We start from the raw sequence: 14,431 nt of genomic DNA, 5'->3' as shown, positions 1-14,431 counted from the left end.
CTGGTGCGATTTCAAACTCAAAGGCTTTCATTTTATAGAAAAAGTCGAGCAGATGGTCTGACAGACATTCAGTTGAAAAGGGAACTTCTCTATTTTTCCGATATTCTAATAAGAGCCGAACAAATCGAGCTTTTTCTTCAGGAAGCTCACGGAAATAGGAATTGAGGAGCCAAGTCTGCTTCTGCTTTCTTTCAATTGGATCCTGACTCGCAATTCGTTGGTCTTTTTCCAACTCTTTTTGGTATTGTTTGGCCTTAATAGAGCGTTCAGTTCTATTTTTTCCAAAAAGGATTTTTTCCCACTTGCGTTCTTCTTGAGTCAGTGTCTCTGTAAAGCCAAAGTAATCCTGATAAGCACGCTCTGCTGGTCCCATGGCTAGGACTAGATTGTCTGCATACTGCTTGGCGATTTTATCCCTCTTCTTGCGCTCTTTCTCTGCCTGGATACGGAGTTCTTGTTCGTAATCAATTTTCTCCTTGCCTAACTTGACAAGGTAGAGTTGGTCATCCGGCTTTCCAAGTAAAAAGGGCTTGATGCATTTTTCAAGGACTTCTTCCATGCGAGCCTTCTTCTTAGGCTCTGCCTTGGTCCAACTTCCTCCTTGAAAGACTTCTAGGAAGAGTTGGTAGTCTCTCTCAGGCGCAAATTGATTGCCGCGATTAGGCTTGAAAACACCTTTTTCCCAGAGCCATTTTAGAAGTCGCTCGTCAAAGTCACTTTTATTGACCTTGATTTTTTCCTTTTTCTTAGCTTTTCTGGTCAGATTTTCAACTTTTCTGAGTAGTTTTTCTTCCTCTTCCAGTTGCTGGTCAAGGCTTAATCGATGAAAATGCCGAACACAATCGCTACCGATCGGAAAGAGGCGTTGACCTGTGACACCGTTAAAGAGTTCGTAAGCGTATTTGATAGCATTCCCACAGACACAATTGCTACGGCCGATACCGTTAAAAATCAAGGAAACTTCATTCCATTCCTTGGTAGCTTGTTCCCAAGTATCAGCTTTTGAAGCCTGTAAAACTGCATCATGCAGGGATTTTCTAACTGGAAGTGTCATGAGGTCTCCTTTCTAGATTATACTTTTACAACTTGAACTTCATCTTTACCGAGTAAAATCAAGTATTTCTCAATATTTTCAATCGAATAGGCTCGAGATAAAGCCTCTCCGTATAGGGCTAACTGACCACAATAACGGTCTATGAGTTGACTTGGTTCATCATAGCGGTCTGTCTTATAGTCGAACAGAACAATTCTGTCCTCGTAAAGCAGATAGCCATCAAGGATACCACGGACAACAAAGTCTTCCTGACTCTTTTGGTCTCGTTTGAGCATGGAGAAAGGTTGCTCGCGATAAAGATGGTTGGTATTAGAGAGAATTTCCTGACCGAGTGCTGTGTCAAAGAATGCAAGAATTTTAGCAAGATTGATCTTGTCTCTAACAGCTAGGCTGGTTTGAACTTGTTGGAGAGTTTCTGTCAGGCTAGCCAGGGTTGGTTGCTGGCTGAGATCCATTCTCTGCATGAGTTCGTGGGTGGCACTCCCAATCTCAGCTCCTGTTACCTTTTCTTTGGTTGAAAAATCTGGCAAATCAAAGTTGATTTTCTTGTCTACTGACTGGCCTTGACCTGCAATCTCGACCCCCTCCATATCCATAACCGGTTCGTAGAATTTCTTAATTTGACTTGGGGTCTGAACACTAGGAAGTTCAATGGCTGCACGGTGAAGAGTATTATAAACTTCCACTTCTTTCAGCATTTCAAGAGCTTCTTTAATGGTTTCTGACTGACGATTATCTGCTTGGGAGCTATCTTGGAGAGGACTTTTGTTTTCCAACTCGCCGATAGCTTCTTTAGTCAGCTGATCTTCACCAACGAATCGATAGCTAAAGTTGAGATGATCCTTTGCAAACACTTTACTGATAGCCCAAATCCAATCTTGGAAATTTCTTGCTTGAAGTCTAGTATTGCTATTTAGTTTTCCATTTTTAGCTGCTGGGTATTCCTTGGCTTCCAACTTTTCGCGAGAGCCCTTACCGACAAGGTAGAGCTTTTTCTCAGCCCGCGTCATGGCAACGTAGAGGAGACGCATCTGCTCTGAATAGCTTGCCAGCTGTAATTCCTCTTCGTTCTGTCTATAGGTCAGGCTAGGAATAGAGAGCTTGATGGTTTTAGGATAGTAATCTTCCACTGCTCCTGTCTCCATCTTGGCAATATACTTGACACCTAGTCCATTTTTACGACTGAGAATGACTTCTGACATGGAGTCTTGCTTGTTGAAATCTTGATCCATATTGAGGATAAAGACGTAAGGAAACTCCAGCCCTTTACTCTTGTGGATGGTCATGAGTTCTACAGCATCCTTTGGCGGTGCGACTGCCACGCTTGCAAGATCGTGCTGGGCTTCTAAAACTTGGTCAATCATACGAATAAAACGCGACAAACCTTTGAAATTGCTCTTTTCAAATTGATCAGCACGCAGTGCTAGGGCATAGAGATTAGCCTGCCTAGCAGGACCATTTGGCAAGGCTCCAACATAATCATAGTAAAAACGGTCATTATAAATCTTCCAAATCAAGTCATAGAGGGAGTGAGTTTTGGCATATAAGCGCCAAGAAGCCAAGATATCCATGAATTGATTTAGTTTCTCAGCTAAATCAGTATGAATTAAGTTTTTCTGGCTTGTTGCCTGTATTTGAGCATTGACCAGTTTTTCATAGAGATTTTCTTGGACTTTATCTTCTGCTTTCTGAAGGGACAAACGTGCTAACTCGTCTTCGTCAAATCCAAACATTGGAGACTTCATAAGGGCAACTAAGGCATAGTCTTGCAGGGGATTGTGAATGACGCGAAGGGTGTCCAGCATGACTTGTACTTCTAAGGATTGAAGATAATTGTTTTGTTCGCCGTCGGTTTTGACAGGTATCCCATACTCAGACAGGGCAAGAAGAATCTGGTCATTACGACTGCGGCTGGAGGTCAAAAGGGCAATTTCTTTAAAGGAAACACCTTTCTCCTGATGAAGTTTCAGAATCTCCTTGATAACTAAGCGCATTTCACCTGTTAGTTTCGTTTCTGCCTGCCTCTCTTCTTCCTCACTTGTGTCGTCCTTATCATAGAGGAGAAATTCTGCCTTGTTGTCTGGATTAGGAGTTAGTTTGCTATTGGCAAAAACAAGCTGGTGCATGTTATCATAGTTGATTTCGCCGACCTCTTGGTCCATGAGACGTGCAAAAACATCATTAGTTGCTGACAGCACTTCTGAACTGCTACGGAAATTTTCCTTGAGGAGAATCAGCTTCCCTTCTTGGGGATTTTGCGCATAGCGTTGGAATTTTTCATTGAAAATCTGGGGATCTGCCTGGCGGAAACGGTAGATGGATTGCTTGATATCCCCCACCATAAAGCGATTGTAGCCATTAGACAGCAATTCCAGCATCCGTTCTTGAATATGGTTGGTATCCTGATACTCATCGACCATGACTTCATGGAAGCGATCCTGATAAGCCTCACGAACTTGCGGGAAATTCTCTAAAATCTCAATGGTGTAATGGCTAATATCAGCGAATTCAAAGGCATTTTCCTGACGTTTACGCTGATGATAAGCTTCCACAAAATCGCTCATGAAGGTTTGGAAAGTCTTAGCTAGTTTCCATGTATCTCCATGGTAACGTTCTTGATAGTCGAGAATCGTTATCTGGTCTGATAGTTGTCCTAGTTTAGCAAACTGGGTCTTTCTTTCTTCGTTGTAGGCATCGGCCAGTGGCTTCAAATCAGCCTTACGACTCGCATTAGTCAGGGCTCGGCCGTTTTTCTCTTTTGAAATGGCGACAACACGCGCAAGCACTGCTTGATAAGCCAGGCTATCGGACTCCTGATTTAGGGAGCCAATTTCATCCAGAACTAACTGGACATTTTCTAAATAGGCAGCCTTGGGAAACTCCTTGGCGTCATTATCTAGATGATAACGGAAGAAACTTTCCAAGTCCCAAAGGGCTTGTTTGATTTGCTCAGTCAGTCTTTCTTTTTCACTGGTAAAATCAGCTTTTTCAAAGCCTTTGAGGAAAGATTCACTCAGCCACTTTTGAGGGTTGCTGGTGGATTGGAGAAAGTCATAGATTTTATAGACTTGCTGGCGTAGCCCCCGTTCATCTTTTCCACGTCCAGCAAAGTTTTTCAGCAAATGACTAAAGGTCTCTTTCTGTTTACCTTGGTAATGGGCTTCAAAGACCTCATGAAAGACTTCGTTTTTTAGAAGGAGTTGCTCGCTTTGATTTTGTAAAATACGGAAATTAGGCGCAATATCAAGCAGATAACCGTGTTTACCAAGGAATTTTTGTGTAAAAGAGTCCATGGTACCGATGGCAGCGTTGGGTAGTTCTGCCAACTGGCGACCCAGGTGTTGTTTGAGCTCGACATCATCCGTTTCTTGGATTTGCTTGCTGATTTTTTTCTCTAAACGTTCTTTAAGCTCTGTGGCAGCCTTAACGGTAAAGGTTGAGATAAAGAGTTGAGAAATTTCGACACCACGCGCCAATTGATCTAGAATGCGCTCTGCCATGACAAAAGTCTTCCCAGAACCAGCCGATGCTGAAACCAGGATATTCTGGCCAGAAGTGTAGATAGCTTCGATTTGCTCGGCAGTTTTCTTTTGTTCCTTGCTCGAATGCGCTTCTGCTTCTTGCAGTTTTTGAATTTCCTCCTCAGTTAAAAAGGGAATAGGCTTCATCGATTCAACTCCTCTCTTATTTTTTCAAACCAAGCTTGCTTGAGTTTCTCTCCGATAAGGCGCTTGCCATCAGCTAGGTCTAACTTCTCTAGGAAACGGGCTTGACCCAAGTGGTAATTGGCTTCAAAACCTGTGATGGCTTGATGTTGCTGAACATACGGTGCAATACTTCTGCCATTTTCAGTATAAGGGTTAATGGCGAAATGGCCTTCTAAAATCTTCTCAGCTGCTTTCTTGTAAAGATGGGCATTGTAGTCCAGTAGGAGCTGGAATTCCTCATCTGTCAGCTGATTAGCCTTGTTTTTGTTGTAAAATTCGCCCAAATGACTGCTTTCTTTTTCTAAAAAGAGTCCTTGGTATTTCATAGATTTGCTGGCTTCTACTACTGCACCTGCCAGACTTTTAACGGTCATCAGAGATTGGACGGGCTCAGCCATTTCCAAGTACATAGCGCCGAAAAAGTTCTGCTCCCCTTCTCTCTTTAAGGCAGCTAGATAAGTTGGCAACTGGGAATTGAGCCCATTAAAGAAATGAGGAAATTGGAACTGAGTTAGACTAGACTTGTAGTCTACTACCCCTATCGCTCCATCAGCTTTCAAACGGTCAATACGGTCAATCTTACCTCGTACAAAGACACTACGTCCATTGTCCAATTGAATAAAGGCCTGCTCTTTTCCACCAAAATTTGCTTCTTCTTTGATGGTTTCGATGGCTGGATTGTGTCGGAGAATATGTCCAGTCGTCCGCGCCACATCAAGCAGAACTTCTTTAGTAAACTGGGCTTCCAAACTTTCCTGATAAATAGCCTCAAATTCCTGTTCTTGACTGGTTTCTTGAATAGCTTGTTCTAGACGGTGGTCAAAGGGATCTTCGTCAGGCAACTGCAAGGCACGTTCAAAAATGCGGTGTAAGAAATTCCCATGACTACGAGCATCAGGACGCAAACGTAATTCCTCCTGTAAGCCTAAAACGTAGCGGAGGAAATAACTGTATTCATTGCGATAAAACTCCGTCAAACCAGAGGTAGACAGGTAAAACTCCTGATCAGTAGGATAGAGAGCTTGTAAGGTGTCCTTTGCTAAGGGTTTACTGCTTGGGCTGGTTGGAAGGGCAGGATTTTTCAGACCTTGCTGATCTAGTTTTTTACCCATCACACGCGCCAGAACCTTGACAAAGGTCAAATCTTGCTCAGTCTCACTCATCTCGCCCTGCTGGTGATAGGCAACCAGACTAGACAAAAGACTGTGATAGGACCCAATATCCTCCTTAGACAGCCCTTTGTGATTTATCTTCTTCTCTTTCCTGCTAAATCCAAAATGGACCAGCTCTTGAAGATAGGCTGACTCCTTACTCTCACTTTCGTTAAAAAGGCTTGGAGCCGACAAAACCAACTGCTTACGGGCAGAATTGACTAAGGAAAGCATAGTATAGCGATTTTTCTTGAGGTTTTCACTGCTGGCAATCAGCAATTGAACGCCTTCTTCGGTCGTTTGATTTAAATTTTGTCTTTCTTCATCAGTTAAAAGGCTAGTATTTTGCGCAATTTTTGGTAAATTGTCCTGAGTCAGTCCAATGGCGTAGACAAAGTCAGCTGTCAGAGGGGCAATCAAATCATAACTCTGCACCAGAACGGTGTCCACTGTCGCTGGAATGGTACGGTATTGAGATAGACTCATACCGGAATGAAGCAAGGCTAAGAAGTCCTCCAGACTAACTTGTGAACCAGCAAAAACGGTCGCAAATTGTTCTAAAACATGACAGAAAGCCTTCCAAACTTCGGCTTGTCTTTCCTGTTCTACAGCTTCCATAGTGGCTGTCAAATCTTGTAACTGCTTGGTCACTGAACTTTCTTTTAGAAAGCTATTCCATTTTTGTAGGAGGTTTTCAGCCTTCTGTTTTCGACTGGCAAAGAGGGTTTCAAGAGGTGTTAAAATATGCAGACGAAGGGCATTCAAACGCTCAAGATTAAATTTTCCATGGTGGGATTTGGTAAAGGTTTGCTGAAAGGCTGGTAAGCCATTGATACCAAGATAGCGGATATATTGCTCAAAAGCATCAATATCAGTCTGACTAAGATCGGTATACAGACCTGTTCTGAGGAGGTTAATCAAATCCTCCTGACGGAAACGATAGCGTTTTAAAGCCAAAATAGACTCGACAAACTGTGTCAAAGGGTGGTGCGCCATGGATTCGCTTCTACCAAGATAGAAAGGAATCTGGTACTGGTCAAAAATGGTTTTAAGAGATAACTGATAAGAAGCCACATCCCCCAAGAGAATACGAAAATGCTTGTAGCTCAGGTTTGGATTGGCATGTAATTTCTGACGAATGCTGCGGGCTACTAACTCCAACTCTTCCTTTTGCGTCAAGCAAGACCAGATTTGTAAGTTTTCACGATCCTTCTCATCGACATCCAAAGTGAGTTCTGAAAAGTCATAAGAAGACTCTAGCAAACGAGAGGCCTTGTCAAAGCTATCCATCTGCCCATGAGCTTGAGAACAGTCCTGAGCAGGCGTTTGGTATTTGGAGGCTAGATGATGGAGAAACTCCACACTGGCTTGATAGAGATTGCCTTCAGCGAATGGGCTGGTATAGGCTTTCTTACTAGCATAGGCTCCAATGACAATCTCAACTCCCTTGCCGTGAAGTAGGTCCACAATCCGATCTTCCTCAGCAGAAAAACGAGTAAATCCATCAATAATCAAGGCGATTTGAGTAAAATCACTACTTACCTTATTATTCTCAATAGCCTCAATCAAATGGGACAACTGACTTCCCTGAGCCAACTGCCCCTGATTGAGATAAGCCGTTACCTTCTCAAAAATCAAGAGTAAATCGTCTCGCTTATCCTCATCCGTCAAACTCTCCAAGTCCAAAAAAATCATCTGAGCCTTGGTCATCTCGTGGTAAAGATCAATCAACTGCTGGATAAATTGAGGATCCTGCTTGATGGCGCCGTATACTCGTAAGTCTTTGGGATCAAGTTCAGCAAGGCATTTGTAAAAGGCCATCCCAAGACCAATATCATCAAGACTCGTCTTAGCTGGCAAATCATTTAAAACCAAGTAACGAGCCATTTGAGCAAAGCGCGTGACGGTAATCGCAAAAGAAGCCTGCTGGGACAAGCATTCCAGCACGGCACGTTCCTTTTCAAAAGAAAGAGAGTTGGGAGCGATGTAGAAGACCCGCTTGCCAGCAGCAACTAGCTCTTCCGCCTCTATGGTCAAGATTTCTGTCAAAGAAGTCCGAATATCAGTATAAAGTAATTTCATCTCAGCCTCGTTTGCTTTATCAAAGTTTCTTACTCTATTATAGCAAAGTTCGCTTCACAGTCCAAATCCAAAATTCTAGTTGACAATCATTTAACTAGCAAATCAATCATACTTCATCATCCACTTTCATATGTTGAAAAATAAGGAGGAAAAAGTCTTTGGAAACTTCAAAATGTCCATAACGAAGTCGAGAAGTATAGTCTCTCCATTCAGGATGTTGTCGGGCTATTTCTATGGAACAATCTTGGACTGGTAGATAATAGTCGACATTTCGTCTAAAGGGAAAGAATCCTTCAAATTGCTCTACTTGATAGGCTTTGTCATCTATAATTTTACCTACGGCCACAAAAGCCTGTAACTTATCTTGACCATTCATATCGTATTTTGGACTATAGTATAAAAGATAGTCACCTTTTTTCATACGATTTAAGGGGCCGCCCTTTCCATGACAGACCTGACAAAAATTTCCCTCAACTCCTCTTAAAACATGGTTCTTTGAAACAACTCCGACCCAATATCTAGGCATTTTTATCCTCCAACTCTACTAACATGCGATTAAAACATTTTCTATCGTTAGATAGTTTTTCAAAAAATTCTTCATCAACGCCTTCTACTAAGGGTAAAGCTTGATTGACCTTCTCCGCGCCAGACTTCGTCACTGAGACCAGTTTTGCCCGACTATCCTTTGGATGTTGATCACGTCTAATGTAGTCCTTCTCCTCCAGTAGTCTAACAATCTGGGAAACCGTCATGACATCCATTCCGGTGAACCGAGCGATATCAACTTGCGTTACATATTCCTCTCTATTAGACAAAAACAAGAGCGAGGTTAAAACGATAAATTGTGGCAAAGTGAGACCAACTGATTTCAAGACTCTTTTTAAGTTGCTTTCCCACTTGTTGTAGACTTTGATGAACAGAAGACCTGTAGACTCTGTTTCATCATTTTTGTAAATTGAATTAAATTGATACTTTGTCATTATTTCTCCTTAAATATTAAGTATACATATTATATAAGATTTTATTTTCTTTTTCAAGAAAAGGAAAGTCAAATGTTATAATTCTGTCGGACATTTCATAGTCTATATGCTATAATAAAAGCAAAACACATAGAAAAGGAAGTCTTATGATTAAACTACTAGCCTTGGATATGGACGGAACCCTCCTCAATGAAGCCAAGGAAATCCCACAAGCTCATATTACTGCTATTCACCAAGCTATTGAAAAAGGTGTCAAACTGGTTCTCTGTACGGGGCGCCCCCTTTTCGGTGTCCTCCCCTACTACAAAAAACTGGGGCTTGACCTCCAGAACGAATATGTGATTGTTAACAACGGTTGCTCAACTCACCAGACAAGTGATTGGAGTCTGGTTGATTGGCAAGAACTTAGTCCAGCAGACATCGAATACCTCTATGACCTAGCTGAAAAAAGTGATGTTCAGTTGACACTTTTTGATGAGGAGCATTATTTTGTCCTCGGTGGCAAGCCCAATCAAGTCATTGAAAATGATGCTAAACTAGTCTTTTCAGACCTGACTGAAATTTCTCTTGAGGAAGCGACTAGTGGTAAGTATCGTATGTTCCAAGGTATGTTTTTAGGTACAGAGGAGCAAACAGACGATTTTGAAGAGCGTTTTGCTACAGAACTCTGTCAACGATTTAGTGGAGTTCGTTCGCAGCCTGTCATTTATGAAGCTATGCCACTTGGTACGACCAAGGCTACTGCTCTTTCTCGACTAGCAAATATTTTGAAGATTGATTCCTCAGAAATCATGGCCATGGGCGATGCTAATAACGATATCGAAATGCTCCAGTTTGCAGGACTTGGCATTGCAATGGGAAATGCCAGCGATTATGTCAAATCCCTTGCGGATGCCGTTACAGCCAGCAACGAAGAAGACGGTGTTGCGCGTGCGATTGAGAAATATATTTTATAATTAAGAAGCCCAGTTCATATCAACTGGGTTTTGATATTTAAGAATTCCTAAAACTTTAGAAACTCTTTAGAAATGCTTGAGCTTTCTTTGATTTCTATACTTTATACTAAAGTTATCAAAATAAATCAAAAGGAGAGAATCATGAAAACAGTACTCGACATTCATGGATTGTCCAAAAACTTTGACAAACAAGCTATCCTTCAGGATCTTCATCTAAAGATAAGAGAGGGAGATATTTATGGACTTATCGGAAAGAATGGAGCTGGGAAGACTACCTTAATAAAAATCATTACGCAACTACTGTTTGCGGATAAAGGGACTGTTTCCCTCTTCTCTAGTCAATCGGAAAATGAGTGGACCAAGGCTCTATCTCGAGTAGGTTCAGTGATCGAATCACCTGTAGCTCATAATCATTTAACAGCCTATCAAAATCTGAAATATTACTGTATGATTCGTCATATTCCAAATGCTGATCAAGTCATTCGTGAAACCCTGGACTATGTAGGTTTGTCAGATACAGGTAAAAAAGTCTTTCGAGATTTCTCGCTAGGAATGAAACAAAGACTTGGTATCGCCATTGCCCTTCTATCTAAACCAGACTTCCTAATCTTAGATGAACCTATCAACGGTCTTGACCCAATCGGTATCAAAGAATTTCGACTAATGATTCAACGGCTCAATCAAGAAAAAGGGATAACCATTCTCATCTCTAGCCATATCTTGTCAGAACTCTACCTCGTAGCTAATCGTTTTGGTATTTTAGATCAAGGCAAGATTATCCGTGAAATCAGCAAAGCTGAATTTGAAACACTAAGTGAGGATTATATTGTGCTTAAGACAGCCGACCAAGAGAAAGCTTGTCAAGTATTGAAAGAACAAATCCATCTCCAGTTCAAGGTTGTTAATCCAGAAAATGAAATCCATATCTTTGGTCAGGAACAAGATGTCAAACAGATTCTCAAAGAATTAACCTTGGCAGATGTTGCCATTGACGAGATTTACTATGCCCGTCAAAACCTAGAAGAATACTTCACTCAATTAGTCCAATAGGAGGACAATCATGATACATACCATTCAAGCAGACTTGTACCGTCTTTTCCGTTCCAAAGGATTCTGGATTACAGAATTTATTCTCTTTACTCTCATGCTAATGGGAGCAAGTATAGGAGCCACGGGCCATCTGATGGCAATCCAGACAGAAGAGCCAGACATTCCAACCCATGGTTGGGACGGTGTACAAGCCCTGATTAACGCATCTAGTCAAGGTTCAAACCTCGTTTTTCTCTGTATTATTCTAACTTGCCTAGTTTTAGGTGTTGATTTAATCGGAAAGCTCTATAAAAATAGTTTGACAGTAGGGGTTTCTCGTACAGAGTTTTTCCTTGCTAAAGCCTTTGTAGTGGCTTGTATTGCACTTTTACAAGTCATCATCAGCCTTGTTATTGCCTTTATTCCAGCAACTATCTTAAATGGATTTGGAACCATGCCTGATGGCTTTATTGGTAATCTACTGCTAACCATTTTCCTTCAATTGCTTTGCCTCCTTGCTTGGCTTTCCATTGTTTCCTTCATTCTCTATGTTAGTCATTCTTATCTTGCGGTATTTATTGGTTATTTGGTCAGCTCTATCTTACTTTCTATGCCAATGCTCCTTTTTCCAAATATCAAAATTTTACCATATTTATCCTTACAATTTGCCTATGCTATGACTGCTAATAGTGAGTCAATTTTCTACACACTTATAGTTACTTTAGCTGTTATTGTAATCTTTAATCTAGGTGGACTAGCAGTTTTCAAAAAGAAAAGTCTATAAAAAATGACCTCCTCTAGCCTACAGAGGAGGTTTCTTTTCGTTAAAAATAAATGAAAACCGACAACCACTGCCCATCTGTGCTTAGTTTCATCTCTGCACCGAGAAGATGGCATAATTCCTCAGTGATATAAAGACCTAAACCAGAGGATTCTTCCGTGTCTGATAGATTTTCAGAATAAAAACGATTGCTAAGATTTTCTATTTTTTTGATGGGTTGTTTGACAAGGTTTGCAATCTCTAAGACAAGCTGTTCCTTTTCCTTTCGCAAAGATAGACGCGCTTCTTCCTTGCCATGTTTGAGGACATTTCCGAGCAAATTTTGTAAAATTCGATCCAGCAAGTCTTCATCGGTCCTCATTTTTAAACCAGCTTCAACCTTAAAATCAAGGGTGATATTTGCCGCCTGAAAAACATCATAATAAGCCAGAGTCTTTTTGGTGATAAAAGCTGAAATATCTACTTCTTCTAGTTTCGGCTTAACAGCTCCTTCCATCAACCGACGGTATTCTAGGAGAGCCTCCAAACGTTTGGAAACTAAATCAAGATGCTGGGCGATTTTTTGTAAGGTTTCTGCTTGGTTTTCAGGAGTTTTTATCAATTGTTGGGTGTAACCTGAAGCGATAGTCAAAGGTGTCCGAATATCATGAGCGATATTGCTGATGGCCATATCCAGAGTCTGCTTTTCCCTTTTCATCACCAACCGAGATTGTTCCACTTCCTGAAATAGATTCTCAATCTGCTGGTAGAGCTGTAAAAAATGTTTGGAAAAAATGCTGGCGCCAACTCTTTTCATACTACCCGTGAGAATCTTGTCTTCAATCTGTTGACTCAAGTTTTTAAGTGCTAGATGGTAGCGAATCAATGCAATCGATAAAATAATTAGGAGAACCAGTAGGACAACGATTATCATGTAGGTCATTACTTATCTCCTTTTAATCTTACCCCAACTCCCCAAATGGTTTCAATGTATTCCTGAGTTGGATCAAGCTGGTTTAATTTTTTACGAAGATTACTCAAATGCGTATTGAGGGTATTATCTCCAGGTAGATAGCTATCCTCCCAGACCAATTCATAAAGTTCTTCCTTGGTGAAAATTTTCTTAGGGTGTTTAAGGAGAGTTTGGAGAATCAAGCATTCTTTCTTAGCCAGGCGAATGGTTTCCTGGCTATTTTTGATTTCAAAACTTTCTGCATCAAACTGGATATTTTTCAAGTTTTGTGGCAGATTTTCAGTTTTTCCTAGTTCTATAGGCTGTTTTTCTGCGCTTTGACGTAATTGAACAGTAACTCTGGCAAAGACTTCGTCCAAATCAAAAGGTTTCACTATGTAATCATTGGCACCGTCTAAGAGGTATTGACTGATTAACTTCTTATCGCTCAAAGCTGTTAGCATAATGACTGGAGTTTGACTTTGTTCCCTGATGGCTTTTAAAACCTGATCCCCATTTTTCCCAGGAAGCATGATATCTAGCAAAATGAGGTCAATCCCACCTTGGTCAAAACGCATGATTCCTTCTGTACCAGAAAAGGCTTGAATCACCTCATGCTCCTCAGTAAGAAGTGTTCGTAAAATCTCTTGAATGTCACTATTGTCTTCAATAACCAATATCCTAGCCATAAATACCAACCTTTCTGCAACTATTATAGCATGTTTTATTGATAAAGCTTAAACAGAAAAGCTCCTCGCATAAAAGCGCGAGAAAGCCTTAGAGGGTTAAAATATAAAATCCACTTGCTAGATGACCTAGTATCTTATAGTTACTAATAAGAAGTTAATCTAGCAGAATGAATCTCTCATTTCTATCCTACTAGTCCGTAATACGTTGATACATTTCGGGTCTTCTATCTCGAAACAAGCCCCAGTTTAGGCGTTCGCTTGCTCCCTTATCAAGGTCATAAGTAGCTAACAGAACAGCTTCAGCTTGTCTCTCAGCTTGCTCTAGAATAGCACCAGTTTCATCTGTCATAAAGGAGGAACCGTAGAAGTCAAGACTGGAACTCTGTCCACCATTTTCCTCACTTGGAGTGACTTCTTCCAAACCATAGCGATTAGCTGCGATAACAGGGACAATATTCGCTGCTGCGTGTCCTTGCATGGTACGTTGCCAATGACCACAACTGTCCGTATCCAAAATTGGCTCTGAACCGATGGCTGTAGGATAAAAGAGCAATTCAGCACCATTCAATGCAAGACAGCGCGCTGTTTCAGGAAACCATTGATCCCAGCAGATACCAATACCAATCTTGGCATAGCGAGTATCCCATACCTTGAAACCAGTATTACCAGGCGTGAAATAAAACTTTTCTTGATAATAATGATCATCTGGTATGTGGGTCTTCCGATAAACGCCCAGCACTTCTCCATCAGCGTCAATAACTGCAATAGAGTTATACAAGACATTGCCATCTTTTTCATAGAAACTGATCGGTAAAACGACCTGTAGCTCCTTGGCAATGGTTTTAAAATGCTGAATAGCTGTATTGTCTGTCACCGACTGGGCATGCTGGTAGTAGTCATACTGGCGTTCCTGACAAAAGTATGGACGTTCAAACAATTCGGGTAAAAGAATAATTTGTGCCCCTTGTTCTGCAGCCTGACGTACTAAACGCTCTGCGGTTTGGATATTTGTTGCCACATCCTTAGCGCATTGCATCTGAATGGCTGCAACTCTTACATTTCTCATCTTTT

The 14,431-nt window shown here is 41.2% G+C and carries 11 protein-coding genes; 3 read left to right on the top strand and 8 right to left on the bottom strand.

The genetic code is table 11. From position 1 onward, the window contains the following. From PAN06_RS02515 to PAN06_RS02495, 5 genes are all read right to left on the bottom strand, one after another. Window positions 1-1,054: hypothetical protein (locus PAN06_RS02515; protein ID WP_269795513.1), on the bottom strand; the 1,054-nt coding region annotated here is incomplete at its 3' end. 17 nt (window positions 1,055-1,071) lie between these two features. Further along, window positions 1,072-4,722, bottom strand: coding sequence for a helicase-exonuclease AddAB subunit AddA (gene addA / locus PAN06_RS02510; protein ID WP_269795512.1), 3,651 nt, complete (start codon window positions 4,720-4,722; stop codon window positions 1,072-1,074). Beyond that, complete coding sequence (gene rexB / locus PAN06_RS02505) at window positions 4,719-7,994, bottom strand: ATP-dependent nuclease subunit B (protein WP_269795511.1); 3,276 nt, start codon at window positions 7,992-7,994, stop codon at window positions 4,719-4,721. Before rexB ends, addA begins: the two co-directional genes overlap by 4 nt. A gap of 106 nt (window positions 7,995-8,100) precedes the next feature. Continuing rightward, window positions 8,101-8,520 carry an EVE domain-containing protein gene (locus PAN06_RS02500; RefSeq protein ID WP_269795510.1) on the bottom strand — a complete coding sequence of 140 codons (420 nt, stop codon included), beginning with the start codon at window positions 8,518-8,520 and terminating at the stop codon, window positions 8,101-8,103. Further along, complete coding sequence (locus tag PAN06_RS02495; RefSeq protein ID WP_269795509.1) at window positions 8,513-8,974, bottom strand: MarR family transcriptional regulator; 462 nt, start codon at window positions 8,972-8,974, stop codon at window positions 8,513-8,515. The genes PAN06_RS02500 and PAN06_RS02495 overlap by 8 nt, the downstream gene beginning before the upstream one ends. Before the next feature lie 146 nt (window positions 8,975-9,120). Between PAN06_RS02495 and PAN06_RS02490 the strand changes: the two genes are divergently transcribed. The 3 genes from PAN06_RS02490 (at window position 9,121) to PAN06_RS02480 (ending at window position 11,743) form a co-directional block, all read left to right on the top strand. Further along, window positions 9,121-9,930 carry a Cof-type HAD-IIB family hydrolase gene (locus PAN06_RS02490; RefSeq protein WP_269795508.1) on the top strand — a complete coding sequence of 270 codons (810 nt, stop codon included), beginning with the start codon at window positions 9,121-9,123 and terminating at the stop codon, window positions 9,928-9,930. 141 nt (window positions 9,931-10,071) lie between these two features. Beyond that, entirely contained in the window at window positions 10,072-10,980 is a 909-nt protein-coding gene (locus PAN06_RS02485; protein ID WP_269795507.1) for an ATP-binding cassette domain-containing protein, read from the top strand. A gap of 10 nt (window positions 10,981-10,990) precedes the next feature. Then, window positions 10,991-11,743 carry an ABC transporter permease gene (locus PAN06_RS02480; RefSeq protein WP_269795506.1) on the top strand — a complete coding sequence of 251 codons (753 nt, stop codon included), beginning with the start codon at window positions 10,991-10,993 and terminating at the stop codon, window positions 11,741-11,743. 40 nt (window positions 11,744-11,783) lie between these two features. On the opposite strand, the gene PAN06_RS02475 is transcribed toward PAN06_RS02480, so the two are convergent. The 3 genes from PAN06_RS02475 to aguB form a co-directional block, all read right to left on the bottom strand. Beyond that, entirely contained in the window at window positions 11,784-12,662 is an 879-nt protein-coding gene (locus PAN06_RS02475; RefSeq protein ID WP_120718769.1) for a HAMP domain-containing sensor histidine kinase, read from the bottom strand. Then, a complete protein-coding gene (locus tag PAN06_RS02470) occupies window positions 12,662-13,360 on the bottom strand; it encodes a response regulator transcription factor (RefSeq protein ID WP_061865087.1) in 699 nt (232 codons plus the stop codon). Before PAN06_RS02470 ends, PAN06_RS02475 begins: the two co-directional genes overlap by 1 nt. A gap of 190 nt (window positions 13,361-13,550) precedes the next feature. Next, on the bottom strand, window positions 13,551-14,426 hold the full coding sequence (aguB, locus tag PAN06_RS02465) for an N-carbamoylputrescine amidase (RefSeq protein ID WP_061865088.1): 876 nt from the start codon (window positions 14,424-14,426) through the stop codon (window positions 13,551-13,553). Between the last annotated feature and the right edge of the window lie 5 nt (window positions 14,427-14,431).

The sequence above is a fragment of the Streptococcus sp. SM3 genome, from assembly GCF_027497875.1.
Note: the sequence above shows the minus strand (reverse complement) of the source record. Positions and strands in the feature narration are given on the sequence as shown.